39 protein-coding genes are annotated in these 25,799 nt (G+C 43.5%); 7 read left to right on the top strand and 32 right to left on the bottom strand.

The features are described from left to right. Positions 1-103 precede the first annotated feature (103 nt). Positions 104-334, bottom strand: coding sequence for a glutaredoxin-like protein NrdH (gene nrdH, locus A9176_RS03495; RefSeq protein ID WP_029508861.1), 231 nt, complete (start codon positions 332-334; stop codon positions 104-106). Between the two features lie 426 nt (positions 335-760). On the opposite strand from nrdH, the gene A9176_RS03485 reads away from it, so the two are divergent. The 3 genes from A9176_RS03485 to hflX all read left to right on the top strand — a co-directional run bounded on the left by A9176_RS03485 (position 761) and on the right by hflX (position 4,449). Further along, complete coding sequence (locus A9176_RS03485) at positions 761-2,155, top strand: hemolysin family protein (protein ID WP_029509465.1); 1,395 nt, start codon at positions 761-763, stop codon at positions 2,153-2,155. 131 nt (positions 2,156-2,286) lie between these two features. Then, positions 2,287-2,952 carry a histidine phosphatase family protein gene (locus A9176_RS03480; protein ID WP_077282123.1) on the top strand — a complete coding sequence of 222 codons (666 nt, stop codon included), beginning with the start codon at positions 2,287-2,289 and terminating at the stop codon, positions 2,950-2,952. 198 nt (positions 2,953-3,150) lie between these two features. Beyond that, positions 3,151-4,449 (top strand): GTPase HflX, encoded by a 1,299-nt coding sequence (gene hflX, locus A9176_RS03475; RefSeq protein ID WP_077282122.1) that lies wholly within the window; start codon positions 3,151-3,153, stop codon positions 4,447-4,449. Positions 4,450-4,531: 82 nt separating this feature from the next. Here hflX and A9176_RS03470 read toward each other — a convergent pair whose 3' ends face one another. Further along, complete coding sequence (locus A9176_RS03470; RefSeq protein WP_077282121.1) at positions 4,532-4,726, bottom strand: hypothetical protein; 195 nt, start codon at positions 4,724-4,726, stop codon at positions 4,532-4,534. A 326-nt stretch (positions 4,727-5,052) separates the two neighbouring features. On the opposite strand from A9176_RS03470, the gene A9176_RS03465 reads away from it, so the two are divergent. Continuing rightward, complete coding sequence (locus tag A9176_RS03465; RefSeq protein ID WP_004912700.1) at positions 5,053-5,295, top strand: transposase; 243 nt, start codon at positions 5,053-5,055, stop codon at positions 5,293-5,295. Positions 5,296-5,340: 45 nt separating this feature from the next. Further along, positions 5,341-6,147, top strand: coding sequence for an IS3 family transposase (locus A9176_RS03460; RefSeq protein WP_198150937.1), 807 nt, complete (start codon positions 5,341-5,343; stop codon positions 6,145-6,147). 397 nt (positions 6,148-6,544) lie between these two features. Here A9176_RS03460 and rpsI read toward each other — a convergent pair whose 3' ends face one another. From rpsI to A9176_RS03430, 6 genes are all read right to left on the bottom strand, one after another. After that, on the bottom strand, positions 6,545-6,940 hold the full coding sequence (rpsI, locus tag A9176_RS03455) for a 30S ribosomal protein S9 (protein ID WP_009999817.1): 396 nt from the start codon (positions 6,938-6,940) through the stop codon (positions 6,545-6,547). An 18-nt stretch (positions 6,941-6,958) separates the two neighbouring features. Beyond that, entirely contained in the window at positions 6,959-7,402 is a 444-nt protein-coding gene (rplM, locus tag A9176_RS03450) for a 50S ribosomal protein L13 (RefSeq protein ID WP_009999818.1), read from the bottom strand. Between the two features lie 194 nt (positions 7,403-7,596). Then, positions 7,597-8,382 (bottom strand): tRNA pseudouridine(38-40) synthase TruA, encoded by a 786-nt coding sequence (truA, locus tag A9176_RS03445; protein ID WP_077282119.1) that lies wholly within the window; start codon positions 8,380-8,382, stop codon positions 7,597-7,599. A 36-nt stretch (positions 8,383-8,418) separates the two neighbouring features. Beyond that, positions 8,419-9,219, bottom strand: coding sequence for an energy-coupling factor transporter transmembrane component T family protein (locus tag A9176_RS03440; protein ID WP_068851529.1), 801 nt, complete (start codon positions 9,217-9,219; stop codon positions 8,419-8,421). Next, on the bottom strand, positions 9,212-10,069 hold the full coding sequence (locus A9176_RS03435) for an energy-coupling factor transporter ATPase (RefSeq protein ID WP_068851526.1): 858 nt from the start codon (positions 10,067-10,069) through the stop codon (positions 9,212-9,214). Before A9176_RS03435 ends, A9176_RS03440 begins: the two co-directional genes overlap by 8 nt. Next, a complete protein-coding gene (locus A9176_RS03430) occupies positions 10,045-10,866 on the bottom strand; it encodes an energy-coupling factor transporter ATPase (RefSeq protein ID WP_068851522.1) in 822 nt (273 codons plus the stop codon). Before A9176_RS03430 ends, A9176_RS03435 begins: the two co-directional genes overlap by 25 nt. A 187-nt stretch (positions 10,867-11,053) precedes the next feature. Between A9176_RS03430 and A9176_RS03425 the strand changes: the two genes are divergently transcribed. Further along, positions 11,054-12,724 carry an FAD-dependent oxidoreductase gene (locus A9176_RS03425; RefSeq protein WP_077282118.1) on the top strand — a complete coding sequence of 557 codons (1,671 nt, stop codon included), beginning with the start codon at positions 11,054-11,056 and terminating at the stop codon, positions 12,722-12,724. 100 nt (positions 12,725-12,824) lie between these two features. Continuing rightward, the gene (locus A9176_RS03420; RefSeq protein ID WP_068851516.1) at positions 12,825-13,823 is read left to right on the top strand and encodes a polyprenyl synthetase family protein; all 999 of its coding nucleotides are present in this window, start codon (positions 12,825-12,827) and stop codon (positions 13,821-13,823) included. Positions 13,824-13,875: 52 nt separating this feature from the next. On the opposite strand, the gene rplQ is transcribed toward A9176_RS03420, so the two are convergent. The 24 genes from rplQ to rplB form a co-directional block, all read right to left on the bottom strand. Then, the gene (gene rplQ / locus A9176_RS03415; protein ID WP_009999828.1) at positions 13,876-14,259 is read right to left on the bottom strand and encodes a 50S ribosomal protein L17; all 384 of its coding nucleotides are present in this window, start codon (positions 14,257-14,259) and stop codon (positions 13,876-13,878) included. Between the two features lie 37 nt (positions 14,260-14,296). Next, positions 14,297-15,241 (bottom strand): DNA-directed RNA polymerase subunit alpha, encoded by a 945-nt coding sequence (locus A9176_RS03410; RefSeq protein WP_009999829.1) that lies wholly within the window; start codon positions 15,239-15,241, stop codon positions 14,297-14,299. A gap of 46 nt (positions 15,242-15,287) precedes the next feature. Then, a complete protein-coding gene (gene rpsK, locus A9176_RS03405) occupies positions 15,288-15,674 on the bottom strand; it encodes a 30S ribosomal protein S11 (protein ID WP_009999830.1) in 387 nt (128 codons plus the stop codon). Between the two features lie 130 nt (positions 15,675-15,804). After that, positions 15,805-16,176 carry a 30S ribosomal protein S13 gene (gene rpsM / locus A9176_RS03400; RefSeq protein WP_009999831.1) on the bottom strand — a complete coding sequence of 124 codons (372 nt, stop codon included), beginning with the start codon at positions 16,174-16,176 and terminating at the stop codon, positions 15,805-15,807. Positions 16,177-16,260: 84 nt separating this feature from the next. After that, a complete protein-coding gene (rpmJ, locus tag A9176_RS03395) occupies positions 16,261-16,380 on the bottom strand; it encodes a 50S ribosomal protein L36 (RefSeq protein WP_009999832.1) in 120 nt (39 codons plus the stop codon). A 45-nt stretch (positions 16,381-16,425) separates the two neighbouring features. Beyond that, entirely contained in the window at positions 16,426-16,641 is a 216-nt protein-coding gene (gene infA, locus A9176_RS03390) for a translation initiation factor IF-1 (RefSeq protein ID WP_002816015.1), read from the bottom strand. Between the two features lie 108 nt (positions 16,642-16,749). Beyond that, positions 16,750-17,313 carry an adenylate kinase gene (locus A9176_RS03385; protein WP_077282117.1) on the bottom strand — a complete coding sequence of 188 codons (564 nt, stop codon included), beginning with the start codon at positions 17,311-17,313 and terminating at the stop codon, positions 16,750-16,752. Next, on the bottom strand, positions 17,306-18,640 hold the full coding sequence (gene secY, locus A9176_RS03380) for a preprotein translocase subunit SecY (RefSeq protein WP_077282116.1): 1,335 nt from the start codon (positions 18,638-18,640) through the stop codon (positions 17,306-17,308). The genes A9176_RS03385 and secY overlap by 8 nt, the downstream gene beginning before the upstream one ends. Further along, positions 18,640-19,074, bottom strand: a complete 435-nt coding sequence (gene rplO, locus A9176_RS03375; RefSeq protein ID WP_009999848.1) for a 50S ribosomal protein L15 — start codon at positions 19,072-19,074, stop codon at positions 18,640-18,642. Before rplO ends, secY begins: the two co-directional genes overlap by 1 nt. Before the next feature lie 28 nt (positions 19,075-19,102). After that, positions 19,103-19,285: a 50S ribosomal protein L30 gene (gene rpmD, locus A9176_RS03370; protein WP_029509449.1), complete on the bottom strand. Its 183-nt coding sequence runs from the start codon at positions 19,283-19,285 to the stop codon at positions 19,103-19,105. An 11-nt stretch (positions 19,286-19,296) separates the two neighbouring features. After that, a complete protein-coding gene (rpsE, locus tag A9176_RS03365) occupies positions 19,297-19,803 on the bottom strand; it encodes a 30S ribosomal protein S5 (protein ID WP_009999850.1) in 507 nt (168 codons plus the stop codon). Between the two features lie 18 nt (positions 19,804-19,821). Continuing rightward, positions 19,822-20,175: a 50S ribosomal protein L18 gene (rplR, locus tag A9176_RS03360; RefSeq protein ID WP_009999853.1), complete on the bottom strand. Its 354-nt coding sequence runs from the start codon at positions 20,173-20,175 to the stop codon at positions 19,822-19,824. Positions 20,176-20,274: 99 nt separating this feature from the next. Then, the gene (gene rplF, locus A9176_RS03355; RefSeq protein WP_009999854.1) at positions 20,275-20,811 is read right to left on the bottom strand and encodes a 50S ribosomal protein L6; all 537 of its coding nucleotides are present in this window, start codon (positions 20,809-20,811) and stop codon (positions 20,275-20,277) included. 24 nt (positions 20,812-20,835) lie between these two features. Then, positions 20,836-21,234 carry a 30S ribosomal protein S8 gene (gene rpsH / locus A9176_RS03350; RefSeq protein ID WP_009999855.1) on the bottom strand — a complete coding sequence of 133 codons (399 nt, stop codon included), beginning with the start codon at positions 21,232-21,234 and terminating at the stop codon, positions 20,836-20,838. 142 nt (positions 21,235-21,376) lie between these two features. Further along, positions 21,377-21,919, bottom strand: coding sequence for a 50S ribosomal protein L5 (gene rplE / locus A9176_RS03345; RefSeq protein ID WP_009999856.1), 543 nt, complete (start codon positions 21,917-21,919; stop codon positions 21,377-21,379). Between the two features lie 23 nt (positions 21,920-21,942). Further along, positions 21,943-22,251 (bottom strand): 50S ribosomal protein L24, encoded by a 309-nt coding sequence (gene rplX, locus A9176_RS03340; RefSeq protein WP_009999857.1) that lies wholly within the window; start codon positions 22,249-22,251, stop codon positions 21,943-21,945. A 23-nt stretch (positions 22,252-22,274) separates the two neighbouring features. After that, a complete protein-coding gene (gene rplN, locus A9176_RS03335; protein ID WP_009999859.1) occupies positions 22,275-22,643 on the bottom strand; it encodes a 50S ribosomal protein L14 in 369 nt (122 codons plus the stop codon). 52 nt (positions 22,644-22,695) lie between these two features. After that, positions 22,696-22,962, bottom strand: coding sequence for a 30S ribosomal protein S17 (gene rpsQ / locus A9176_RS03330; protein ID WP_009999860.1), 267 nt, complete (start codon positions 22,960-22,962; stop codon positions 22,696-22,698). A gap of 22 nt (positions 22,963-22,984) precedes the next feature. Next, on the bottom strand, positions 22,985-23,191 hold the full coding sequence (gene rpmC, locus A9176_RS03325) for a 50S ribosomal protein L29 (protein WP_002816028.1): 207 nt from the start codon (positions 23,189-23,191) through the stop codon (positions 22,985-22,987). Further along, a complete protein-coding gene (gene rplP, locus A9176_RS03320; RefSeq protein WP_009999861.1) occupies positions 23,191-23,604 on the bottom strand; it encodes a 50S ribosomal protein L16 in 414 nt (137 codons plus the stop codon). The genes rpmC and rplP overlap by 1 nt, the downstream gene beginning before the upstream one ends. Positions 23,605-23,618: 14 nt before the next feature. Beyond that, a complete protein-coding gene (gene rpsC, locus A9176_RS03315) occupies positions 23,619-24,290 on the bottom strand; it encodes a 30S ribosomal protein S3 (RefSeq protein ID WP_009999864.1) in 672 nt (223 codons plus the stop codon). Beyond that, positions 24,290-24,646 carry a 50S ribosomal protein L22 gene (gene rplV / locus A9176_RS03310; RefSeq protein WP_004899456.1) on the bottom strand — a complete coding sequence of 119 codons (357 nt, stop codon included), beginning with the start codon at positions 24,644-24,646 and terminating at the stop codon, positions 24,290-24,292. The genes rpsC and rplV overlap by 1 nt, the downstream gene beginning before the upstream one ends. A gap of 16 nt (positions 24,647-24,662) precedes the next feature. After that, positions 24,663-24,944, bottom strand: coding sequence for a 30S ribosomal protein S19 (rpsS, locus tag A9176_RS03305; protein ID WP_004899458.1), 282 nt, complete (start codon positions 24,942-24,944; stop codon positions 24,663-24,665). 17 nt (positions 24,945-24,961) lie between these two features. Further along, positions 24,962-25,795 (bottom strand): 50S ribosomal protein L2, encoded by an 834-nt coding sequence (gene rplB / locus A9176_RS03300; protein ID WP_009999865.1) that lies wholly within the window; start codon positions 25,793-25,795, stop codon positions 24,962-24,964. Positions 25,796-25,799 lie beyond the last annotated feature (4 nt).

The following is a 25,799-nucleotide window of genomic DNA, read 5'->3' as shown; positions in this document are numbered from 1 at the left end:
AATTACAATCCTTACTCTATTATTGTATTTGTTATAAAAGCGGAAATCAACAACTCATCGCCGTTGACTTCCGCCTTTGGTCTTCATTCATTAATGGCTTAAATTAAGCTGAAATCTTTTTGAGTACGTCTGGGCGGAAACCAGAAAACTTTGGCATGCCCTCAATGGCGACAACTGGTGTTTGTCGGAACCCGTCAGCCTTTAACGTTTCCACATACGCCACTTCTTCTTCAATATTGATTTCTTTAAAGGGGATACCTTGCGCTGACAAGAACTTCTTCGTCATTTTGCATTGTACGCAGTTATATTTTGTATAGACAGTTACTTTTTCCATAATCGTTGCCTCAATCTTTTGTCTTAATTGTTATTGCTAGTTTACCCTCTTTTGGAAATTAAACAAGGACAATATACGTCTTCACAAACAGTTGTTCGACACGAGACAATATTTGCAATTGTTTGCCGAGAAAAATGATTTTAAATTTCACAAACTTATTTTTTGTGCGTGAAAAACCCCGACATATCAACGATTATGCCAATTTCACCACAAATGAAACCATCACAAAAAACTTAGAAAACACGTCAAAAGTGCCAGTTTTCGCGCATCACGGTCTTTTGTACGCATCGACCCACTTGACAACAAGCGAAAATGTGTTCGTTTCTGATAACATGAGCCGCCCGCTCCGCCCGAGTCTCATTTTTATTTCATGGTGTTTTCTGGTATAATACCGTGTAGTATACATAAGAAAAGAGGTTTACGACTTTGGATTCTGGTCCGTCTATGCTCCTTAACTTTGTCATTATTGTTTTGGTGCTGTTACTTGCTATTTTGTTCACGTTAACAGAATACTCTTTGGTTAAAGTACGTTTGAGTGCGCTCCGCGATTTGCAAGAAAATCGTGAAAAGCCTTCACGTAATATTGAGCACGCCATTTATATGGCATCGCATTTAACTGAATATCTATCGACTGCACAAGTCGGTATTACACTTACGAGTTTGATTTTAGGTTGGATTGGTGAAGAGACAGTCGCCGAGATCATTCTAAAGACCGGTTTGATTCCAGCAGAATATTCTGGCGTTGTGTCGTCAGTCTCTGCCATGATTATTTTCACGGTCGTGCATGCGGTGTTTACCGATTTGGTACCGAAAAACATCGCGATTGAAGAACCCATTAAGGTCTTAATGCTAATCGTTCGTCCTGTGCGTTTCTTCCACATTCTGCTGTTCCCGTTGATTTGGACATTAGATCATCTATCAAATATGATCACCCACATGTTGGGCTTCCGTACGGATGGCGAAGAAGACATTTATTCACAAACTGAAATTCTCTCACTGTCACGTAATGCCGCCGCTGCTGGTGAGCTGGACGAAGAAGATTTGACGTTTATGAAGCGCGCCTTTGAGATGAACGATAAGGTTGCCGTGGATATCATGATTGATCGCACATCAATGACTGCTATTGATGTCACGACAACCATCGCTGATGCCATCAATCTTTACCTACAAGATCGTTACTCACGTTTCCCAGTCATTGCTGACAATGACAAAGATAAAGTGTTAGGTTATGTCTTTATCTATGACCTCTTGCGTCAATCTCGTATTAACGATCAAGATACGGTCGCTAAAATCATGCGTGATATTCCAGCCGTCCCTGAAAACATGGACTTGCATGATGTCATGGATGAAATGATTATCAAGCGTTCACCGATCGCCATTGTCGTGGACGAATACGGTGGTACCAGTGGTATGATCACAGATAAGGATATCTACGAAGAACTTTTCGGTACGGTCCGTGATGAAATCGATGATGTCTCAGACGATTACATCGAAAAGCTTGGTGATCACCGTTATAAAGTCTCTGGTAAGATGACCCTTTATGACTTTGAACGTTACTTCAACAAGAAGATTAAAGAACTTGAAGAAGACGAAGCGGTGACTTTGACCGGTTATGTCTTAAATCATGACCCTGAATTTAGAGCTGGTGACACAATGCAAGTGGCCAACTTCAAATTAACGGCCTTAGATTATGACAATGCCTACATTTCAGAATTTATTGTCCAAGAGTTGCCAACACCAAAACAAGACTTAAATCATAATGGCATCTTCGACGAAGATGAAAAAGATGACAAGTCAAATACAGCGGATTCACCCGCTTAATGACAAGACCGCGTTTGCGGTCTTTTTTGGTGTCTGACATTTTATGTTAGAATGGAGATAATAACCATTTAGGAGGCAATTGTAGCGTATTACGGAACGACCGTTCAAGATAATGCCCTACAACTATTACTATGTCAATTAACGTCTATATTGTCCGTCACGGCGAAACTTACTTTAACTTCTTACACCGTTTTCAAGGTTGGTCTGATGCTCCCCTCACCCCAAAAGGGATCGAACATGGCTTGAATGCCGGTAAGCGACTGGCTAACATTCATTTTGATGGCGCTTACTCATCTGATTTGACTCGTGCCATTCATACCGCACGCTACATTTTGAAAAATAATACGGCGGACTCACCAGAAGAACCAACGCAACTCTTTGATTTCCGTGAACAGTTCTTTGGGTCGTTTGAAGGTATTAACGGTGAAACCGTCACAACTACACTCACTGCTTTCAAAGACACACCCTTTGAGACTTACACAAACTTGATTACCATCTACGGCATGGCTGATGCGATGAACACGATTCGTCAAGCTGACCCTTATCACTTCGCCGAAGACGACGAACAATGGTGGACGCGCGTTTCACGTGGGTTTAATGATATTCGCTTCCGTCATAAAGACGGCGATAACGTCCTCATCGTGTCACACGGTACAACAATTCGTGGGATTGCCGAAAAGTTTGGCCGCCATGATTTCGCCAGTGAACCCGTTAAAAACGGGGCGGTCATGCAGCTCGAACTCGACCCCCATGACGCCAGAATCGTCCGTTTTAACGATGATACGACGGTCTTTTAATAGACAGTTTCGCAAAAAACTGTTACACTATCAGTAGTCTAAATAAAGGAAGTGCAATCAATTGTCAAACGAATTTTAAGATCCCGTAGATAAGAGTAGAGTCTCTATTTTTATGTGCACATCTTGAGATTGGTCAGCAATTTTGCCCTCGACACGTAAAATGCCCCCAGTCTCGCTATTCTCTGGAGGTATTTTTTTATGACAGAACAACACATTAACGCCCAAGACCCCCGCAAAGTCTTTCTGGTTGGCCTCACAACGAGCCAAGCGAATTTAACCTATGAACTCGAAGAGCTTGCCAATCTGGCAAAAGCCAATAATTTGGTACCAGTGGAAACGTTCACCCAAAAGCTGGAACGACCAAACCCTGCTACTTACTTTGGTAAGGGAAAAGTGGAAGAATTGGCGGAAGCCGCCAAGACTTACGAAGTGGATATGATCGTCGCCAACGATGAGTTATCCCCATCCCAAATTCGCAACTTAGAAAAGTTAACCAACACAACAGTGTTGGATCGCACGGGGCTGATTTTAGATATTTTCGCCCAACGCGCCCAAACTAAGGAAGCCAAGCTACAAGTCCAACTGGCCCGCTTGCAGTATCAACTCCCCCGCTTGCGGACAAGTATGTCTGTGAGCCTTGATCAGCAAACTGGTGCTGGTGGCGGTGGATTTACATCACGTGGTTCGGGTGAAACAAAGCTCGAAGAATCACGCCGTCGCATCACGTCACAAATGGTCCGTATTCGCCAGGAACTCGCCGAGTTATCCAAAGGGACGTCAACACGTTCGGCTAAGCGGACAACCAACGAATTGGCCAATGTGGCGTTGGTGGGTTATACCAACGCTGGTAAGTCCACGTTGATGAACCGCCTGCTCGCTCGCTTTGGTGTGGGTGCGGATACGGATGACACCAAGCAAGTCTTTGAAAAAGACATGTTGTTTGCCACGTTAACGACGACCGTTCGCCAATTGACTTTACCAGATAAGAAACAGTTCTTACTGAGTGATACGGTTGGGTTCGTTTCAAAGTTACCACACAATCTGGTGTCCGCCTTTAAATCAACCTTGCAAGAAGCTGCGAACGCTGATTTGCTGTTGCAAATTGTTGATGTGTCAGATGAACACTACAAAGACATGATGGCTACCACGGAAAAGACCTTAGCCGAAGTCGGCGTGACCGATGTGCCGATGATCACCGTCTATAACAAGGCCGATCGCACGGAACTCGTCTACCCTGATGTGTCTGGTGAAAACACGATCACCATCTCCGCCCTAGACCCAGCCTCACAAGATGCATTAATTGACTTAATCAAGAAGCAAATCTTCAACGACGTCCAAGAAGTCACGCTCCACATTCCCTTTGACCAAGGCGCTGTGCAAGCCAAGCTTGCCGCTAAGCATACCTTTAGCAAAGAAGACTATGATGAGACCGGTACATTGATTACCGTTGAATTGTCCGAGTTAGAACGCAAGTTGTACGTGGATTATATTGTCTAGTAAAAAAGTCCCTCACACGGATTAGCGTGTAAGGGGCTTTTATATTTGGCTGTGTGCTTATTTTGCTGGTACACAAGGCGCTTTACTTAAGTCCCTGATAACCGATAAAAACAAAACTGATCAACACTGCTAAAGCAATGCCCACAAGCCTTGCGCTTGCATAGCTTACACCAAACAGCATGATAAGACCAGTCAGAAGCCATCCAAATAAATAGACAATGCCAATCACGATGAACGGCGCGGCAATTATCAAAATAAACGTTAATAGTTTATCCATTAGTTACCCCTTTTAATTGTATATCTTGTATTTGAACTCATTAAAATGACAGACATCTGAAGCAGATCAATTGTTCGTAATCAACATATATTATCAAACATCTATTCGTTTTTGTGTCATCACTCAGGCGTTGAGAAAAATAATAAAAATTCTGTACTATAATTAATTTCTCTCTGATTAATTCTCGATCTCTTCTACCAACTCTTTGTACACCTCAGTAATTCGCACTGGTACATATTTTATCGTTGGCGTTTCTTCTTGCTCTTATACTAAAAAAATGGACTATTTTTATTCAGTCCGTAAAATGAAAGTATAGGAGTATTTTTATGTCAATTCGTTATTCACAAGATTTCAAAGATTCATTGGTTAAACTTCACCAAGAAGGCCGTTCACTCAAATCATTAGCAGAAGAATTTGGACCATCAAAAGATTCTATTGCTATTTGGGTTAAACAAGCTACCCCAATCATGATCAAGGGTCAGTCAAAGACTTTAAAAGACGTCAAGCAACTAGAGAAACGCCTCGCTATTTTGGAGGAAGAAAACGAAATTTTATCACGCATAGCCTGACAGGCATTGAGCGGCCATCTTACTAGCCAAAAAATAGTCCGTAATGTGGGATTGCCGCTAGTTAATCAATTTTTAGCACAAGGCTACGCGCTTGTGCGTATTTTAAGTGCACTTAAAATCAAACCTAGTACCTATTACAACTGGCGCCATTGGCAACCCAGTCGACAAGAAAAGCGTAGAGAATCCCTGAAACCTTATATTTTAGACATTTGGAAAACCTTTAAATTTTATGGTTATCGTCGTATTGCTGCTTATAGTCACCTAAACAATGACTGTCCAAAAATATCTGAATATATGACACTCAAATTGATGCGTGAATTAGGGATTAAATCCCGCATGCAAAAACATTATCGCAAACCCAAAACTGTTGTGACGGTTGATCAAAAACCCAATCTGATTAGACACTTGCATGATTTGAGCGGTGTCTGGCAAACAGATATCACTTATATTCAGTTGACTAATCACAGATGGGTCTATTTAGCGACCGTTTTGGATCCTGAGAAGAGAAAAGTATTGGGCTATAAAATTGGCGATACAATGACAGCCGAGCTAGCCACAAGTGCCTTACAGATGGCGTTAGATAAGCATCGAAAGCCACTCATTATTCATTCAGATATGGGGTCACAATACCCGAGTGCTGAGTTTAATATTAAATGCCAAAATTATGGCTTGATACATTCATATTCACTCAAAGGCCATCCGTACGATAATGGCCGTATGGAAGCGTTTCATTCAATATTGAAGCGTGAAGAGGTTTATTTGAAGGCATACCAAACATTAACTGAAGTCCAAGCAGCCATTGGTTGGTATATCAATTTTTATAATAGTAATCGTATCTCAAATGTTGCTTAATTAACTGAATAAAAATAGTCCAATTTATTGACTTCTGAGCATCATCAGCCAGTTTGTGGAACTCGCCACCATTCATTTGTTTTATTGCATTTTGAATCGTATTTATTCTTGTCATACTAATTCCTCTGTATTACTGATATTTAAACTTATTTATACTTGTTTAGATTATAATACATAGACAATAAAAATCTTACTATCATAGACATTTACATATTATCTGCATCATGATGTTGCCCAATATTCACACCACTAAACCGCTTACTATCAATAAACAACACAAAAAAAGCATCAGCAAACTGCTGATGCTTTTAAAATTGCTAGATTTGCTCTAACATTAATGATCGATACCACCAATTGCCACCATATATTAGCAACAACCGTTGTGGGAAAAAGAAGATTAACGCTTTGAGAATTGTGAAGCCTTACGAGCCTTCTTCAAACCTGGCTTCTTACGTTCCTTCATACGTGAGTCACGAGTCAACAAACCTGCTGCCTTCAATGCTTCACGGAAATCAGGATCTACTGTCAACAAGGCACGGGCGATACCGTGACGTGTTGCACCAGCTTGACCAGAATATCCACCACCAACGACGTTAACCAAAACATCGTAGTTTCCCAATGTTTCAGTAACGTTAAATGGTTGCAAAACAACTTCACGCAAGTTAGCGAAAGGAATATATTCTTCGATTGACTTGCCGTTCATTGTGATTTGGCCATTACCTGGAACCAAACGCACACGAGCAACTGAGTTCTTACGACGACCTGTGCCGGCATATTGTACTGCTGTAGCCATAATTTAGATTCTCCTTTCTTAAACTAACTTGTTGATGTCAAGTACTTCAGGCTTTTGTGCGGCGTGGGCATGTTCTGCACCAGCATACACGTGCAAGTTCAAGCCTTGCTTACGACCCAAAGTGTTCTTTGGCAACATACCGTGGATTGACAATTCAAGCAACTTTTCAGGGTTGAATTCACGATAGTTTCCAGCTGTGCGAGCCTTCAAACCACCTGGGTGATTTGAGTGGTGGTAATAAACCTTATCAGTGGCCTTCTTACCAGTCAACTTAACTTCGCCTGCATTGATGATGATTACATGGTCACCCATGTCAACGTTTGGTGTAAACGTTGGCTTGTTCTTACCACGCAAAATTGAAGCAACTACTGTTGACAAACGTCCCAAAACGACGTCCTTGGCATCAATAATATACCACTTCTTTTCGATTTCACCTGGTTTTGCTAAAAATGTTGTACGCATGTGTGCGCTCCTTTGATTAGTTGTTTACAAACGCGGCCGTTCCTTGCCACGCAATTACAATAAGTTTCCGGGGCTTATCGTGAGGTAAACAATACCGTGTATTATCTTACCTAAAATAATCCGTATTGTCAATGCTTGTCGCCAAATTCCTTCCGCGACAACCACTTCTTAAACACGCCATCCCCAACTGTTTATCATTTATCCATCACTGGTTCATCATAATAAATTTCATCCAGATACAACCCACTGGCTGGGGCGGTAAAGCGGGCTTGTTCACGATCTTTCACGGCAATTAAGCGGACGATATCATGCACGTCACGCCGACCGTTCCCAATTTCCAGCAACACCCCAACCATAATCCGAATCTGGTTATATAGAAAGGCATTCCCTTCAAACGTGAACATTAACTCTTGTTCATCTGGTTTCACTTCGACATCCGCACGCGTAATGGTCCGCACGGTCGTCGCCGTTTGATTCCCCGAAGCCGCAAAGCTGGCAAAATCATGTTCCCCAAGCAAATCAGGCAACGCTTCTTGAATCCGTGCAACATCTAAACGCCAGTGGAAATGGCCTGTATAACGGCGCTTAAAGGGATCAGTAAAGTCTTGGGTCGAAACACGGTAGATATAGCGTTTCGCATGCGTGTTAAAGCGGGCATGGAAGTCATCCGCCACTTTTTCCACCTGTTTGATCATAATATCGCGGGGTAGTAAGGTATTAAGACCCTTGCGAACCCCTTCCGGTTGGATGTCAAATGGTAAATCAAAATGGACCACTTGGCCAAAAGCATGCACCCCTGTATCCGTCCGTGAAGCGCCCACGACTTTAATAGCGGGCGTTGGCAACTTGGCCATTTGATTCACAGCGCGGCTAAGTTCACCCTGCACTGTCCGTTGGCGTTCCACGCCGTTTTTTGTTTGGACTTGAAATCCGAAAAATTCTGAGCCGTCATAAGCGACGACTGCTTTATATCGTGGCATAATTCCCCACTCTCTCATAACGTTTGACGCGTTAGCTTACAAATATAGGTTCACAATCGCAAAAATCACCACAAAAACACCTAAGCCCACAAAAGCCAACATGTCATTGTGCCCATAATGCAACACACGGTATTTTGTCCGTTGCACAGCGTCTTTAAACCCACGCACTTCCATCGCATTGGCTAAGTCCAAGGCGCGTTGTAGCGCCCCGACAAACAACGGAATCAGCAAGGGAATAATCGCCTTGGCCCGTTTAATCGGTCCACCCGTAGAAAAGCTCATCCCACGTGACTTTTGGGCGTTCATGATTTTTTGGGTTTCATCCATTAATAGCGGGACAAATCGCAGCGCAATGGACAACATCAACGCTAACTCCGCAACCGGCACCCGCAGCTTTTTTAACGGCCCTAACAGCATTTCCAAGGCATTTGCAATACTGGTTGGCGGTGTCGTCAATGTTAAAATTGTTGACATCAAGATGATGAGGATAAACCGCAGCATCACATAAACCGCATTAATTAATCCTGGGGTCGTGATTTTAACCGGCCCCAACTGGTAAAGGACGGGCGTTCCTGGCGTAAATATTAACTGCAAGATGACTGTAAATAAAATCAGCCAAAAAATCGGTTTTAACCCATCCCAATATAGCTTAAACGGCTGACCCGTTAAGCGGATCAAACCTAAGACAAAGATCGCTGCCCAAGCATACGTCGCCCAACTATTGGCCCACAGTAACACCAAAATATAGACAAACGTCCCAATCATTTTAGTCCGTGGATCGAGGCGATGAATAAAGGAATCTCCTGGCACAAAACGGCCGATCATAATGTTATTCATGGCCGACCTCCGCATTAATCGCTGTGGCTAAGCTCGGCAATGTTAGTGGTCGCTCTGGCAACACGACCCCAGCTGCCTTTAACTTTTCCGTAAATTGCCCTGCTTTTGGTAGATCTAACTTCATGGTTTTAAACCATGCCATATCGCGATTAAATAGTTGCGCCGGCGTTTCGTTGGCCACGACTTGACCATTGTGCATGACAACGACCTGATCTGCCACCGCCACCACATGATCCATATGGTGCGAAATAAAGATCACCGTTTTGCCCAGGTTCTTCAACTCTAATACCAATTGCAACAGTTCTGCTTGCCCTTTAGGATCTAAGCCCGCAGCAGGTTCATCTAACACCACCACACTCGGATCACTTGCCAACGTCCCGGCCATAGCAACACGACGCATTTGCCCACCAGAAAGCTCAAAGGGTGACTTTTCCCAAAGTGATTCATCGACACCAACACGACGCAAAGCCGCTTCAGCAGCGGCCTTGGCTGTCGCCTGATCGGCCCCAAAGTTTAACGGGGCATACATCACATCCGCCAACACGGTATTGGCAAACAACTGATTCTCTGGAAATTGGAAGACAATGCCCACTTTTTTCCGCAGTTGCATCAGTTGCTTTTCTTTTGTCCGTGGCGTGAGTTCAAACCCATCAATCAACACTCGGCCCTCAGTTGGCTTCAACAAGCCGTTAATGTGCTGCACAAGGGTTGATTTCCCTGAGCCGGTTTGGCCAACAATTGCGGTCACTTGGCCGGTTGGCATGGTCACGGTGACATCATGCAAAATAGCTTGGGCCAGGGTTGTGCCGGCACCATAACTAAAATTTACTTTTTCGAACGTGATAGCCACTGAATCAATTCTCTCTCATCTAAATACTGTTCAGGTGTTGGCGTCAATTGTGCCGCTAACTCACCTGCAAAAGGTAATTCTAACCCATTATCATGCATCACCTGTCGTTGACTAAAGACCGCTTCTGGCGTGCCGTCAAGGATGAGCTGCCCGTCATTAATCACCACAACACGATCAGCTAGTGCCGCTTCATCCATATCATGTGTAATCGTAATCAACGTTAACGCATCACCAAAACGGACCTTGAGGTCCTGTAAGGTTGCCATCACGGTCTCACGACCATCTGGATCAAGCATAGCCGTCGCCTCATCTAAAATAATAATTTTAGGTGTTAATGCCAGTACACTGGCTAAGGCGACCCGTTGCTTTTGACCACCAGAAAGCGTGTGGGGTTCGCGATCTTTAAATCCTTGCATCCCAACGACCGTCAATGCGTCATCAATTCGCTTTGGCATATCAGCACTGGGTAACTGTTGATTTTCCAAGCCAAAGGCCACATCATCGGCAACCGTTGCGCCAACAAATTGGTTATCAGGGTTCTGAAAGACCATGCCAATTTGGTCACGAATGTCATGCACCGTCTCTGCCGATAATGGCACACCAAAAACAGTGATGTCACCGGCATTGGCCTCAATTAAGCCCAAAATCAACTTCGCTAACGTTGATTTACCTGAGCCATTATGGCCCACTAGCGCAACCCATTGTCCAGCTTCAATCGTTAAGTCGAACCCATCAAATAATGTTTGGTCGTCGTCATATTGATAGTTTAAATTGTGAATTTCTATTGCTTGCGTCATTAGACCTTATTCTATCATAGGTTAGGGCCTGAATACTATATTGAGTTTCCCCCTGCTTTATTATAATCACTATTTTTTTCACAAAGGTTTTTTGGCCGAAATGCTTTTAAAGTAACGAAAATAGGTCTATAATAAAAAAGGTATTTCACAAGAATATTATATAATTCACAAAAGGAAGAAAAGAGTCATGGCAGAAAAAAACATTGTCATCGTTGGCGCTGGTTTCGGTGGTGTATTCGCAGCAAAAACTTTGTCAAAGAAATTAAAATCACACAAAGAATACAATATCATTTTGATTGATAAGCATTCTTACTTCACGTACATGACTGAGTTGCATGAAGTGGCTTCAAAGCGTGTGGCCCCAAAACACGTGCAAGAAGACTTGGAACATCTCTTCTACCAAAATAAAAATGTCAAGTTGTTGACAGCCGAAGTTAATGGCATCGATAAGGCCGCTAAAATCGTTAAAACAACTCACGGTGATGTGAGCTATGAAAAGTTGATTTTGGCCGTTGGTGGTCAATCAAACGATTTCGGCACACCAGGTGTGAAGGAACACGGCTTTGAATTGTGGTCAATGGAAGAATCATTGGCTATCCGTCATCATGTTGAAAGCATCATCGGTCAAGGTGCCGGTGAACTTGATCCAGCTAAGCGTGAACAAATGTTGACCATTGCGGTGGTTGGTTCTGGCTTTACTGGTGCGGAATTGATGGGTGAATTCATTGAACAACGTAAGGTCTTGGCTGACACTTACAAGTTGGATGAATCTGAAATCAAGTTGGTATTGCTTGAAGCAGCGCCAACAATTTTGAACATGCTACAAGACCGTCGTTTGGCTGACAAGGCCTTGAAGTACATGACTGACAACGGTGTTGATCTTCGCCTAGGTGCCATGGTCACTGGTGTTGACGAAAATGGTGTGATTTTCAAGGATGGCTCAACTTTGCCAACTAAGTCCCTCATTTGGACAGCTGGTGTGAAAGCTAAGTCATTTATCTCTGACTGGGGCTTCAAGTATGGTCGTGGTGCCCGTATCGAAGCCGACGACTACATGCACGCAACGCTTGAAGATGATCAACCAGCCGAAGACATTTATGTTGTGGGTGACACATTGTCTTACGTTGATGAAAAGACTGGTCCGGTTCCACAAACTGTTGAAGGTGCTGAAAGTGCTGCCCGCGCTGCCTCAAACAACATTTTGGCCGATCTTGGTTTTGCTAAGCCAAAGACATTTGGTGAAGTGGTAAGCTACCACGGTTACGCCGTTTCAATTGGTTCACACTACACAGTTGCCAGCTTGATGGGCTTGAACTTCTCTGGCTTCTTCGCTAGTTTAGCTAAGCACGGCATCAACCTTTTCTTCTATTCACAAATCCGTTCAATGTATTCAATTTTCCACTACATGTTGGACGAATTCTTCCGTACAGCCAACGGTCGTAACCCATTCCGTGGTGCTGTTTCTCGCCTTGGTAACGTCTTGTGGTCAACACCTTTGCGTATCTTCTTGGGTCTCTTCTGGATCCTGGCCGCGCTAGGTAAAGTTGGGCCGCTCAACGACCTCTTCTGGCAACATGGCCTTGCAAGCTTTATTGAAATTGTGACAGGTGCCGGTTTGATTGTTGGTTTGATGACTTGGCCATTAGCGCTAGTGTCAATTATTTTGACCATTGCTGCTTGGGCATCTAATGGCTTTGATCTCACACACTGGTTCTTGATCTTCTCAAGTATCGCGGTGATGAACGGCGCTGGTCGTGGCTTCGGTCTTGACTTCTACGTCGTGCCATTGCTACAAAAGGGTCTTGGTGGCCTTTGGTATGGTAAAGCAAAGTCACTCTACGATGATTTAGATAAATAAGTTATAATTAAAAAGTGCGAGAATGTGTATTCTCGCACTTTGTACATAAAATAAGCCATACTGCGCGTTCAGTTGGCCGAGAGAAATAGAGAAATTTAACATGGTAACCCCTACTCTTCCAAAAATGTGGGAACAATTTCCCGAATTATCCGAACCATTAGTCGCTGTTTTAAATCGTATGGCAACCAGCTGGCATATCGGCTTCGAAGACATTGATACAGCAATCCGCTCACAACTGAATGCCGGTAAACTCGTTCGCCCAGCATTAACCCTTATTTTCTCAAAACTCACGACAACACCTTATAACCAACAAGCGATTCAGCTCGGTGCCAGTGTCGAACTCTTACACTTGGCAACTTTAATTCATGATGACATTATTGATGAATCCAAATTACGTCGTGGTTATGAAAGTATTCAAAGTCGTTTTGGCAAAGATACTGCCGTCTATGCTGGCGATTACTTGCTGACTGGTATGTTTTCGTTACTTGAACAAACAAACCTACCACAAGCCAACCAACTTGCACTAACAGCCCTACAAGACATTTTATTCGGTGAATTAGTCCAAAAGCATCATCGCTTTAATGTGGATGCGACCTTTGACACTTACTTGTCGCAAATCAAAGGCAAAACAGCGGCCTTGTTCAAACTCAGTGTGACCTTTGGACTGATTAGTGGTCAAGCCATCGCAGACGACCTACAAGACACTGTGAGTCAGTTAGGTGAAAATTTGGGGATTACCTTCCAGTTATTGGATGACTACTTAGACTTCGAATCCATTACCCAACAATTATCTCTTGGTAAACCCATTGGTCAAGATATTCGCAATGGAATCTACACGGCCCCAGTCTTATTTGCCCTCACCGATCCCACTGTGCGTGATGATATTCGTGCCTTACTCATGCAACGCGATTTGATTAACGATGCTGACATGATTCGTTTACACGAACTCATTACACAAAGTCACGCGATGGCAAAACTGAATGCGTTACTCACAGACTACACTGAACAACTACAAGCCTTAATTGGCAACTTACCTGAACCAACCATTCAAACGCAACTTGAACAATTAAGTCAATTATTACTTAATCGTGATCATTAAAAAATACCCCTTGGAATTTAATTCCAAGGGGTATTTTTTAGATGTAACGTAATTAATCAACAAGTTCCAAGATGACCAATTGAGCGGCATCGCCACGACGTTGGACAGTCTTGAGAATTCGTGTGTAACCACCATTACGTTCAGCAAAGCGAGGTGCAACGTCATCAAACAACTTTTGCAAAGCTGATTGTACTTTCACGTTGTCGCCGTCTTCGATCACGTCAGCAACTTCGTTGCGGACAAAGGCAGCAGCTTGACGACGAGCCGCCAAGTCACCACGCTTACCTAATGTAATCATCTTATCAGTTGTCTTACGAACTTCCTTCGCACGGGCTTCAGTTGTCGTGATACGACCGTTGATCAAAAGATCAGTAGTCAAGTCACGCAACAAAGCTTTACGTTGTGAAGATGTACGACCCAATTTACGATATGGCATTGGTGAATCCTCCTTTTTAGTAGTTTAAAGACATGTGTTAATCTTCCTTACGGAATCCTAAGCCCATTTCAGTCAGCTTTTCTTGGATTTCGTCAAGTGATTTCCGACCGAGATTACGCACCTTCATCATGTCGGCTTCAGTGCGATCTGTCAACTCCACAATAGTGTTGATACCGGCCCGTTTGAGACAATTATAAGAACGAACTGATAAGTCCAAGTCTTCAATTGGCGCAGAATCTGACGCACTAACGGCAACAGGTTCCGCTTCCACCATAACATTGGCTTCAGCTGCCACTGGAGAAATATCCATAAACAAGTTCAAATGTTCCGCCAAGATTTTTGCACCTAGGCTCAAAGCATCACTAGGCTTGATTGAACCATTAGTCCAAATATCAAAAGTGAGCTTATCATAATCATCACGTGCACCGACACGTGTGTTTTCTACATGGTAGTTCACACGTTCGATAGGCGTATAAATTGAATCAACTGCCAAAACACCGATCGGCATTTCTTCACGCAATTGCTTATTCTCGTCAGCTGATGAGTAACCACGACCTTTAACTGCCGTGACTGTCATATGCAATGACTTACCTGCTGCCACAGTAGCGATATGCAAATCAGGGTTCAAAACTTCAACGTCTGCACCTGCTTGCAAATCTGCAGCAGTCACTTCAGCCGGACCTTGAACATCGATTTCAAGGCTGCGTTCATCATCCGAATCAATCGCCAACACAACCTTCTTGAGGTTCAAGATGATTTGTGTGACATCTTCAACGACACCATCCACGGTTGAAAACTCGTGAACAACGCCGTCAATTTGCACCGTGTTAACGGCTGCGCCCGGAAGCGATGACAATAAGATACGACGCAAAGAGTTCCCAAGCGTTGTACCATATCCGCGTTCAAGAGGCTCTACAACAAATTTGCCATAGCGGGCATCCTCTTCGATGTTATGAATATTTGGCTTTTCAAATTCAATCATCTGTAATTCTTACCCCTTCTTTCACAGCAAGAGCAATGAAAATCAATTAAACACGACGACGCTTTGGTGGGCGTGATCCGTTGTGGGGAACTGGTGTAACATCTTTGATTGATGTTACTTCCAGGCCAGCTGCAGCCAAAGCACGAATTGCTGATTCACGACCAGAACCTGGTCCCTTAACAGTAACTGCAACAGTGCGCATGTTCATTTCCATGGCACTCTTTGCGGCTGCTTCTGCTGCCATTTGAGCAGCGAATGGTGTTGACTTACGGCTTCCCTTGAAGCCAAGTGCACCGGCTGATGACCAAGCAACTGCGTTACCTTGAACATCTGTAATCATGACGATTGTGTTGTTGAATGTTGAGTGGATGTGAGCAACACCAGTTTCAATATTCTTCTTCACACGACGCTTACGCGTTGTACGACCTGCCATAATGTTTGCCTCCTTTTCAATACTTTTTATATAATTTCTCGGGTTAATTGCTTAACCAACATTACGTAACTATGGTTACGATAATCATGTGCCGTATCGATTAGGATACAACAGAAAAAATAATCAGAGATTACTTCTTCTTACCAGCAATTGCCTTAGCTGGGCCTTTACGTGTACGAGCGTTGTTCTTCGTGTTTTGTCCACGAACGGGCAAGCCCTTACGATGACGAATGCCACGGTATGAAGCGATTTCTTGCAACGCTTTGATATCAAGTGATACCTTACGACGCAAATCACCTTCAAGTTGCAAGTTCAACTTGTCAACTGTTGCACGGATGGCGTCTTCTTGATCTGCTGTGAGATCGCGAACACGGACGTCTTCTGAAACGCCTGCTTCAGCCAAAATCTTTTGTGCAGTAGTATTACCGATTCCGTAGATGTATGTTAAGCCAATGACAATACGCTTGTCACGTGGCAAATCAATACCTGCAATACGAGCCATAACAATTTACCTCCTGTTAGTATTTTGAAAATGACAGTTATGTCTATTTACAATAATTTTTTAAAATTGCCTAGTTCTGGAAAATTACTTTCCAGCACGTTGCTTGTGCTTAGGGTTAGCTGGGCAAATGATCATTGTGCGACCATTCCGCTTGATAACGCGGCAAGCATCACACATCTTTTTAACTGATGGGCGTACTTTCATAATCTATTCCTCCTATTCGGTTAACTGATTATTCCAAATCACTTCTTAACGGAAACGATAAGTAATACGACCTTTCGTTAAGTCGTATGGTGACATTTCGACTGTGACACGGTCACCTGGCAAGATTCGGATAAAGTTCTTACGAATTTTACCTGAAACGTGTGCCAAAATAACTGCGCCATTTTCGAGTTCTACTTGGAACATCGCATTTGGTAAAGTTTCTTTCACTTTACCTTCGATTTCAATGACATCGTTGGCCATGCACTTAACCTCCTGTGCTAATAATGTTCAACATTGTTGAGAAGTGCTTAACCTATCAAATTATACCAGATTTGCTAGTACTTCTCAATGTGATTTCAGAAACTTTGCTTACAAGTTGTCCAAAACCGCTTTCACATCATGATACACCTCGGCAAGTTCTTGTCCGCCATCGATTGTGTGCAAGACACCTGCCTTTTTATAGTAATCTACCAATGGCAAGTTCGCTGCTTTATTGACCGCCAAACGATTGTCAATAACTTCAGGTGTATCATCTGCGCGGCCACGTCCCAAAAGACGTTCGCGCAACAATGAATCAGAAACTTCAAAATAAAGTGTTGCAGAGACTGATGTCCCATTTTCCGCTAAATACTTATCCAAGAATGCCGCTTGCGCTTCATTACGAGGGTAACCATCTAACATGAAACCATCAGCTTGAACATCTGCTTGACTCAAACGATCAGCAACCATTGCGTTTGTGATTTCGTCAGGGACCAAGTTACCAGCGTCCATATATTCACGTGCTTGCTTTCCCAATTCTGTATCATTGGCCAAATTGGCACGGAAAATATCTCCAGTAGAGATGTGAACCGTTGGATAATCCTTAACAATAAGGTCTGCTTGTGTGCCTTTTCCAGCACCTGGCAAACCTAACAAAATCAAATTCTTAGCCATTAGCTGCCTCCCGATTTGCTAACTGATCTTTTGTGATAAACCCAATATAATTTCTCTTTTGCATCAAGCCATCAATTTGGCGAATCAAATCAAGCGCCACGCCAATTGTAATCAAAAGGCTTGTGCCACCTAGTCCAATTTTCTCGTTCAAACCCCAGACATCTGAGGCAATGAGTGGTACCAAGGCCACAAAACCTAAGAAGATTGAACCAACAAAGCTCAAATTCAAAAGTAATTGTGACACATAAGCCTTTGTCTCATTACCAGGACGTACACCGACGATGTAAGCCCCTTGCTTTTGCAAGTTTTCTGATAACTTCTCAGGGTTAACTTGGACAAAGGCATAGAAGTAGGTAAAGATGATAATCAAAACAGTGTAGAGAATTGCACCCGGTAGTGTTGTCAAGCTAAATAGATCTTGCATAACTTGATACCATTGCGCTGACGCATATTTACCTTGGAATGCCAACAAAATCGTTTGTGGTGTACTAATAAATGATGAGGCAAAAATGACCGGAATAACGCCAGAGACGTTAACCTTCAATGGTAAATAAGCTTCACTACCATATGATGTTGCAGAACGTGTGTACTGCATTTGTAAACGACGTGTGGCTTCATAGAACCATGTTGTGATGCCGATGACCAAGATCATGGCAGCTGTCAACACAGCCATAAAGACAACGCCGTTGACTAAATCACTTGAGTTGGCTTGTAAGATATTTTCTTTGAAAATGTCATACATGCCTGAAGGTGCTTGTGCAATGATTCCAGCAAAGATAATCATGGAAACACCGTTTCCTAATCCTTTTTCAGTAATCATTTCACCTAGCCACATGGCAAAAAATGTTCCGATGGTCATAACCGTGCCAATGACAAGGTATGACATCACATCATTTGTGTGGCTAACAAGTCCGTAGGCTGTCAGTGAATTAAATCCAGCTGTAATACCTACGGACTGAACAAATGCAAGCACGAGGGTTAACCAACGTGTGGCGTTGTTCAACTTTCGCCGACCAACTTCACCCTGCTTACTCCATTCAACAAAGCGAGGCACGATATCTAATTGCAAAAGTTGCACAACAATTTGTGCCGTCACGTAAGGTGAAACACCCATTGCGAACAATGAGTAGTTCATCAAACCGCCACCAGAAAAAATGTTCAGAATGTTCATTAATCCTGAATTGGCCATATCCGCCATTGCAGCAGGGTTAACACCAGGCACAGTAATGTGCGTTCCAATTCTGTAAATAAACAGAAGTAGGAAGGTCCACCCTAACTTTTTGCGAATATCCTTTTCACGTACTGCATTAAATAACGTGCGTAGCATTAAATTACCTCAGTCGTTCCACCGGCTTGTTCGATAGCCGCCTTAGCAGCGCCTGAGAACTTATGTGCCTTAACAGTCAACTTCTTGTCAAGTTGACCGACAGCCAAGACTTTGATACCTGACTTTTGATTTTTAACAACACCGCTTTCAATCAAAAGTGCTGGCGTGATTTCTGTGCCATCTGCGAATGCGTTCAACTTTTCCAAGTTAACCACAGCAAATTCCTTACGTGAAATGTTAGTAAATCCACGCTTTGGAATACGACGGTACAAAGGCATTTGACCACCTTCGAATCCCAAACGTACTTTGCCACGAGCCTTTTGACCCTTTTGACCACGTCCAGATGTCTTACCGTTTCCTGATGACGTACCGCGACCTACACGGTTACGCAACTTGCGTGAACCTGCAGCAGGTTGTAATTCGTTCAAGTTCATCTTTCGGTACCTCCTATTTTTATCGTTATTACTTTACTTCTTCAACGCTAATCAAGTGAGCAATGTGGAAAATTGCGCCACGAGTAGCTTCGTTGTTAGGCTTCACCACTGAGCTAGATACACGACCAAGTCCAAGTGACTTAACGATCGCGCGTTGCTTTGGTAAGCGATGAGCCGCACTCTTAATCAAAGTGATTTTCAAATCAGCCATTTTATCGCTCCTTATTCAGCCAAGTGTTCCAATGAAACACCACGCAAAGCTGCTACTTCTTCTGCATCCTTCAAGCTTGTCAAAGCTTCAAAAGTTGCGCGGACAACGTTAACTGGTGTTGATGAGCCAAGTGACTTTGCAGTCACATCGGCGATACCTGCTAATTCCATAACAGAACGTGCAGCACCACCGGCAGCAACACCAGAACCTTCTTCGGCTGGCTTGATCAAGATCTTACCACCGCCCCAAACGCCAAGGACGTCGTGAGGAATAGTTGTCCCTACTGTTGGTACAGTGATCATCTTACGCTTAGCATCTTCGATTGCCTTACGGATAGCTTCAGGAACTTCTTGTGCCTTACCAGTTCCAAAACCAACGTGGCCTTGCTTATCACCAACGACAACCAACGCTGCGAAACGCAAACGACGACCACCCTTGACAACTTTTGTGACACGGTTAATAGCAACAACGTTTTCTTCTAATTCACCAAGTGACTTAGGGTTAACGAATTCAACCATTTTTTATTCCTCCTTTCCTTAGAACTTCAAGCCGTTTTCACGGGCTGATTCTGCTAATGCTTGAACACGGCCGTGGTACAAGTAACCACCACGATCGAAGATAACTTCTTCTAATCCTGCGGCCTTACCACGTGTAGCGATCAATTCACCAACTTTAATAGCTTGTTCTGTCTTTGTACCTGATACTTCTGCATCATGGCTTGAGGCACTTGCTAGCGTTACACCCGCTACGTCATCAATTAATTGCGCGTAGATGTTTGCATTAGAACGGAAAACGTTCAAACGTGGGCGAGCAGCAGTACCAGAAATCTTGCCGCGAACGCGCTTGTGGCGCTTTAAGCGGAGCTTGTTTTTATCTGGTTTTGAAATCATAGCTGTGCTTTCCTTTTCTTGATGGCTTACGCCATGTTAAATTTATTGTGATTAATAATTGAAAATAATACGAGTAAGTTAAAAAATCTGACGATTTGATTACTTACCAGTCTTACCTTCCTTACGACGAACAACTTCACCTTCGTAACGAATACCCTTACCCTTATAAGGTTCTGGGGCACGTACGGCACGAATTTCAGCAGCGAAATCGCCGACTTTTTGCTTTGAAATACCTGAAATCTTGATTGTCAAAGCATCTGGTACTTCAACTGTCAAATCTTCGCGGTCTTCAAAGTCAACTGGGTGTGAGTAACCAACAGACAAAGTCAACTTTGAACCTGACTTTGCGGCACGGTAACCAACACCGACAAGCTTCAATGTCTTAGTGAATCCAGTAGAAACACCTTCGACCATGTTAGCAACGTTTGCACGTGTTGTACCGTGCAAAGCTTTTGTCTTGTTATCATCGCTTGCGCGTGTGAATGTTACTTCAGAACCTTCAACAGTCATTGTGATTTGCGGTGCAATTTCACGTGACAATGTTCCCTTAGGTCCCTTAACAGTAACAACTGTACCTTCTTGAGATACTTCAACATCTGCGGGCAATGTAATTACTTTATTTCCAATACGGCTCATGGTAAGTCTCCTTTCTTAGATATATTACCAAACGTAAGCGAGCACTTCGCCACCGATTTGCTTTGCGCGTGCTTCTTTGTCAGTGATCACACCAACAGAAGTTGAGATAATCGCAATACCCAAACCGTTCAAAACCTTTGGCAATGAATCAGCCTTGGCATACTTACGCAAACCTGGCTTTGAGATACGCTTAAGTCCTGTAATCACACGGTTACGGTCTTCGCCGTACTTAAGAAATACACGGATAACACCTTGCTTGTTATCTTCGATGTATTCTACGTCGCGAACGAAACCTTCTGATTTCAAGATCTCAACGATGCTCATTTTAATTTTTGATGCTGGAATTTCAACAACGTCACGGTGTGCCATGTTGGCGTTACGAATACGTGTTAACAAATCAGCGATTGGATCAGTCATAGACATCTATCGATATCCTCCTTTTATTTTTGAACGGACATAATGAAATGACACGCTCTTAACTATTATAGACCATTTCAGTCAATAACAGTTAAAAACGTGTCACTCTTTTAATTATAAGAGTAACGAACGTTTTTAATTTGCAAAATTACTTTGCAAATGGCATGCCCAAAAGTGTCAACAATGCGCGACCTTCTTCATCGTTTTGAGCTGTTGTAACCACAACAATGTCCAAGCCGCGAACGCGGTTAACTTGGTCAAAATCGATTTCAGGGAAGATCAATTGTTCACGAACACCCAAAGTGTAGTTACCACGACCATCGAAGGCCTTTGATGATACACCACGGAAGTCACGGACACGAGGCAATGAGATGTTGATCAACTTGTCTAAGAATTCATACATGCGTTCACCACGCAATGTAACCTTAGTTCCGATTGACATACCTTCACGCAAACGGAAACCAGCGATTGACTTCTTTGCCTTTGTGATAACTGGTTGTTGACCAGCAATCAACTTCAATTCTTCAACCGCTTCATCCAAGTTCTTTGAGTTTGACACCGCATCACCAACACCCATGTTAAGAACGATCTTTTCGATCTTTGGGGCTTGCATTGGTGATGAGAAGTTAAACTTTTCGATCAAAGCAGGTTGAACTTCATTAACATATTTTTCTTTTAATGCGTTAGCCATGAAAATGATTTCACCTTTCAATATTAGCCTAGTACGTTACCAGACTTTTTAGATACGCGAACTTTCTTGCCATCTTCAATCTTGAACGCAACCTTAGTTGGTTCGTTAGTTGAAGGGTCAAGCAATTGCACGTTTGATACATGGATTGGTGCTTCGATATCGATAACACCACCTTGTGGGTATTCGTTAGAAGGCTTTTGATGCTTCTTAACGATGTTCACGCCTTCGACAACAACGCGGTCCTTTGCAGCAACAGTCTTAGTGATTGTGCCTTCTTTTCCCTTGTCTTTGCCGGCAATGACGCGAACCTTATCACCTGTTTTTACAAACATGATTTGGCTCCTCCTTGTCAGTTTTAGAGCACTTCTGGTGCCAATGAAACGATACGCATAAAGTCTGCATCACGCAATTCACGTGCAACAGGGCCAAAGATACGCGTACCAACTGGTGACTTGTCGTCCTTTACGATAACAGCGGCATTTTCATCAAAGTTGATGTATGAACCGTCTGCACGACGAACGTCTGAAACAGTACGAACGATAACAGCCTTAACGACGTCACCCTTCTTTACGTTACCACCAGGGATAGCTTGCTTAACTGTGGCAACGATCACGTCACCAACACCAGCAAACTTACGGCCTGAACCACCGAGCACTTTAATCGTCAAGATTTCACGTGCGCCAGAGTTGTCAGCCACTTTTAAACGACTCTCTTGTTGAATCATGGTTCTTCCTCCTTAGTTAGCAATTAATTACGACGATTTGATAACGATCAAATTAAAGAATAACTGCCTCTTCAACGATCTTAACCAAACGGAAGTGCTTAGTTGCAGACAAAGGACGTGTTTCCATGATTTGGACAATATCGTTCATCTTAGCGCTATTGTTTTCATCATGGGCTTTAAACTTCTTTGTGTACTTAACACGCTTACCGTAAACGGCGTGGTTCACATAAGTATCAACAGCGACAGTGATTGTCTTGTCCATCTTATCTGAAACAACGCGGCCTTGGTAAACCTTACGAGCATTACGTTCTTCACTCATTTTTCAGCTTCTTCCTTTCGTCTTATTTGTTGGCGTTTGCCAATTCTTGCGCACGGATAACTGTCTTAACTCGTGCAATGTCCTTACGAACTTGTGCAATACGCGCCGTGTTTTCAAGTTGGCCAGTAGCCAATTGGAAACGTAGGTTGAATAATTCTTCCTTGAATTCGGCCTCGCGCTTTTGCAAATCCGCAAGTGACAATTCTTTCAATTCACTTGCTTTAGCCATTATTCAGCCTCCCGAGCAATAATCTTTGTACGTACAGGCAACTTGTGTTGTGCCAAACGCAATGCTTCACGTGCAGTTGCTTCAGGAACACCTGCAACTTCAAACATTACCTTACCACGCTTAACTGGTTCTACCCAACCTTCAGGTGAACCCTTACCGTTACCCATTCGAACACCGACACCTTTTGATGTATATGACTTGTGAGGGAAGATTTTGATCCAAACCTTACCACCACGCTTCATATAACGTGTCATTGCAATACGGGCAGCTTCAATTTGACGGTTTGTAATCCAGCTTGATGTTGTTGCTTGCAAGCCGAATTCACCGAACGTTACCGTCTTTCCACCTTTTGCTTCACCACGCATGTGGCCACGGTGTACACGACGGAATTTAACACGCTTTGGTACTAACATGTTCGCTTCCCTCCTTACTTACTGTTCTTCTTTTGTGGCAAAACATCGCCACGGTAAATCCAAGTCTTGATACCCAAGTTACCGTAAGCAGTCATTGCTTCGTCCCATGAGTAATCGATATCAGCGCGCAAAGTATGCAAAGGCACAGTACCTTCAGTGTATTGTTCAACACGGGCAATATCTGCACCGTTCAAACGACCTGAAACCATTACCTTGATACCCTTAGCACCTGAACGTGTTGCACGTTGGATAGCACCACGCATCGCACGACGGAAAGCCACACGGCGTTCCAAATCACCAGCGATTTGTTGTCCAACCAAGTGTGCTGACAAGTCAGGCTTCTTGATTTCAACAATGTTGATGAAGACACGCTTTGAGCGTCCCTTTTCATCGACATCAGTCAACTTAGCCAATTGTGTACGAAGCTTTTCAACTTCTGAACCACCCTTACCGATAACCATTCCTGGCTTAGCAGTGTGGATAGATACGTCAACACGTGACTTTGTGCTACGTTCAATTTCAACGCGATCAACTGCGGCATCCGCTAAGTTCTTTTCGATGTACTTACGAATACGCAAGTCTTCGTGAAGTTGGTTAGCATAATCAGCCTTGTCAGCAAACCACTTTGCATCCCAGTCGCGAATAACGCCGACACGGAATCCAGTAGGGTTAATCTTTTGACCCATTACTTTGCCTCCTTCTCAGCAACCACAATTGTGATGTGGCTTGTACGCTTGTTGATTGGTGAAGCAGAACCCTTGGCACGGGGACGGAAACGCTTAAGCGTAGGTCCTTCGTTAGCAAAGGCTTCCTTCACGATAAGATCTTCTCGGTCTAATGAGAAGTTGTTTTCAGCATTAGCAACTGCTGAGTTCAAAACCTTGTAAATATCTTCAGTAGAAGTGTTAGGTAGGAACTTCAAAATTGCGTATGCTTCGTTAACGCTCTTACGACGAATTGTGTCAAGAACTAGGCGTGCCTTACGTGGGGCAACGCGAACGATCTTGGCTGTCGCGCGAGCTGAAGTAATTTGTTCAGCCATTTTTCAATTTCCTCCTTTATTTTTTACCGGTCTTCTTATCATCAGCCTTGTGGCCTTTGAATGTACGTGTTGGTACGAATTCGCCCAACTTATGACCAACCATGTCTTCTTGTACAAAAACCGGAACGTGCTTGCGACCATCATAAACGGCAATTGTAAAGCCGATGAAGCTTGGGAAGATTGTTGAACGACGTGACCAAGTCTTGATCACTGACTTCTTTTCAGAATCCGCTTGCGCTTCAATCTTCTTAAGCAAGTGTGGGTCCGCAAATGGTCCCTTTTTTAAACTACGAGCCATTAGTTGTCTCCTTTCCCTTACTTACTCTTACGACCGCGAACGATGAACTTCGTTGAAGCCTTCTTCTTGTCGCGAGTCTTCTTACCAGCAGTCTTCTTACCCCATGGTGACATAGGACTTGGACGACCAACAGGTGCTTTACCTTCACCACCACCGTGTGGGTGATCGTTAGGGTTCATAACTGATCCACGAACGTGTGGACGCTTTCCACGCCAACGGTTACGACCAGCCTTACCCCAGTTAATCAATGAGTGTTCAGCGTTACCAACTTCACCGATTGTTGCACGGTTAGTTGCCAAGATCAAACGTACTTCGCCTGAAGTCAAACGAACGATGACATACTTGCCATCCTTACCCAAGATTTGTGCTGAAGTTCCAGCAGAACGTGCCAATTGACCACCCTTACCAGGCTTCAATTCGATGTTGTGAATCAAAGTACCTTCAGGAATATTGCTCAATGGCAAGGCATTGCCGGGCTTAATGTCGGCATCAGGACCAGATTGTACTTTATCGCCAACCTTCAATCCCTTTGGCGCCAAGATATATGACTTAATACCATCTTCATATACAAGCAAAGCGATGTTTGCTGTACGGTTTGGATCGTATTCGATAGCCTTTACAGTAGCTGTCTTGTTATCCTTGATACGCTTGAAGTCCACCAAACGGTAGGCTTGCTTGTGTCCACCAGCGTGGTGGCGCACTGTCATACGACCAGAGTTATTACGAGCACCAGTCTTTGACTTCTTTGCCAACAAGCTCTTTTCGGGCGTTGACTTCGTGATTTCAGCGAAATCTGAAGTCGTCATGTTACGACGTCCGTTAGAGGTTGGCTTATACTTCTTGATAGCCAATGTC

This window comes from Leuconostoc garlicum (assembly GCF_001998805.1).
GTDB classification, from domain to species: Bacteria; Bacillota; Bacilli; order Lactobacillales; family Lactobacillaceae; genus Leuconostoc; species Leuconostoc lactis.
Note: the sequence above shows the minus strand (reverse complement) of the source record. Positions and strands in the feature narration are given on the sequence as shown.

Coding starts and splice junctions, on each gene's coding strand:
- nrdH (WP_029508861.1), bottom strand. CDS start 334: ATGGAAAAAGTAACTGTCTATACAAAATATAACTGCGTACAATGCAAA.
- A9176_RS03480 (WP_077282123.1), top strand. CDS start 2,287: ATGTCAATTAACGTCTATATTGTCCGTCACGGCGAAACTTACTTTAAC.
- hflX (WP_077282122.1), top strand. CDS start 3,151: ATGACAGAACAACACATTAACGCCCAAGACCCCCGCAAAGTCTTTCTG.
- A9176_RS03470 (WP_077282121.1), bottom strand. CDS start 4,726: ATGGATAAACTATTAACGTTTATTTTGATAATTGCCGCGCCGTTCATC.
- A9176_RS03465 (WP_004912700.1), top strand. CDS start 5,053: ATGTCAATTCGTTATTCACAAGATTTCAAAGATTCATTGGTTAAACTT.
- rpsI (WP_009999817.1), bottom strand. CDS start 6,940: ATGGCTACAGCAGTACAATATGCCGGCACAGGTCGTCGTAAGAACTCA.
- rplM (WP_009999818.1), bottom strand. CDS start 7,402: ATGCGTACAACATTTTTAGCAAAACCAGGTGAAATCGAAAAGAAGTGG.
- truA (WP_077282119.1), bottom strand. CDS start 8,382: ATGCCACGATATAAAGCAGTCGTCGCTTATGACGGCTCAGAATTTTTC.
- A9176_RS03440 (WP_068851529.1), bottom strand. CDS start 9,219: ATGAATAACATTATGATCGGCCGTTTTGTGCCAGGAGATTCCTTTATT.
- A9176_RS03430 (WP_068851522.1), bottom strand. CDS start 10,866: ATGACGCAAGCAATAGAAATTCACAATTTAAACTATCAATATGACGAC.
- A9176_RS03425 (WP_077282118.1), top strand. CDS start 11,054: ATGGCAGAAAAAAACATTGTCATCGTTGGCGCTGGTTTCGGTGGTGTA.
- A9176_RS03420 (WP_068851516.1), top strand. CDS start 12,825: ATGGTAACCCCTACTCTTCCAAAAATGTGGGAACAATTTCCCGAATTA.
- rplQ (WP_009999828.1), bottom strand. CDS start 14,259: ATGCCATATCGTAAATTGGGTCGTACATCTTCACAACGTAAAGCTTTG.
- A9176_RS03410 (WP_009999829.1), bottom strand. CDS start 15,241: ATGATTGAATTTGAAAAGCCAAATATTCATAACATCGAAGAGGATGCC.
- rpsK (WP_009999830.1), bottom strand. CDS start 15,674: ATGGCAGGTCGTACAACGCGTAAGCGTCGTGTGAAGAAGAATATTGAA.
- rpsM (WP_009999831.1), bottom strand. CDS start 16,176: ATGGCTCGTATTGCAGGTATTGATTTGCCACGTGACAAGCGTATTGTC.
- rpmJ (WP_009999832.1), bottom strand. CDS start 16,380: ATGAAAGTACGCCCATCAGTTAAAAAGATGTGTGATGCTTGCCGCGTT.
- infA (WP_002816015.1), bottom strand. CDS start 16,641: ATGGCCAACGATGTCATTGAAATCGAAGGTAAAGTGAAAGAAACTTTA.
- A9176_RS03385 (WP_077282117.1), bottom strand. CDS start 17,313: ATGGCTAAGAATTTGATTTTGTTAGGTTTGCCAGGTGCTGGAAAAGGC.
- secY (WP_077282116.1), bottom strand. CDS start 18,640: ATGCTACGCACGTTATTTAATGCAGTACGTGAAAAGGATATTCGCAAA.
- rplO (WP_009999848.1), bottom strand. CDS start 19,074: ATGAACTTGAACGAATTACAACCTGCTGCAGGTTCACGCAAGTTGCGT.
- rpmD (WP_029509449.1), bottom strand. CDS start 19,285: ATGGCTGATTTGAAAATCACTTTGATTAAGAGTGCGGCTCATCGCTTA.
- rpsE (WP_009999850.1), bottom strand. CDS start 19,803: ATGGTTGAATTCGTTAACCCTAAGTCACTTGGTGAATTAGAAGAAAAC.
- rplR (WP_009999853.1), bottom strand. CDS start 20,175: ATGATTTCAAAACCAGATAAAAACAAGCTCCGCTTAAAGCGCCACAAG.
- rplF (WP_009999854.1), bottom strand. CDS start 20,811: ATGAGCCGTATTGGAAATAAAGTAATTACATTGCCCGCAGATGTTGAA.
- rpsH (WP_009999855.1), bottom strand. CDS start 21,234: ATGTCTATGACTGATCCAATCGCTGATTTGTTAACACGTATTCGTAAC.
- rplE (WP_009999856.1), bottom strand. CDS start 21,919: ATGGCTAACGCATTAAAAGAAAAATATGTTAATGAAGTTCAACCTGCT.
- rplX (WP_009999857.1), bottom strand. CDS start 22,251: ATGTTTGTAAAAACAGGTGATAAGGTTCGCGTCATTGCCGGCAAAGAC.
- rplN (WP_009999859.1), bottom strand. CDS start 22,643: ATGATTCAACAAGAGAGTCGTTTAAAAGTGGCTGACAACTCTGGCGCA.
- rpsQ (WP_009999860.1), bottom strand. CDS start 22,962: ATGAGTGAAGAACGTAATGCTCGTAAGGTTTACCAAGGCCGCGTTGTT.
- rpmC (WP_002816028.1), bottom strand. CDS start 23,191: ATGGCTAAAGCAAGTGAATTGAAAGAATTGTCACTTGCGGATTTGCAA.
- rplP (WP_009999861.1), bottom strand. CDS start 23,604: ATGTTAGTACCAAAGCGTGTTAAATTCCGTCGTGTACACCGTGGCCAC.
- rpsC (WP_009999864.1), bottom strand. CDS start 24,290: ATGGGTCAAAAGATTAACCCTACTGGATTCCGTGTCGGCGTTATTCGC.
- rplV (WP_004899456.1), bottom strand. CDS start 24,646: ATGGCTGAACAAATTACTTCAGCTCGCGCGACAGCCAAGATCGTTCGC.
- rpsS (WP_004899458.1), bottom strand. CDS start 24,944: ATGGCTCGTAGTTTAAAAAAGGGACCATTTGCGGACCCACACTTGCTT.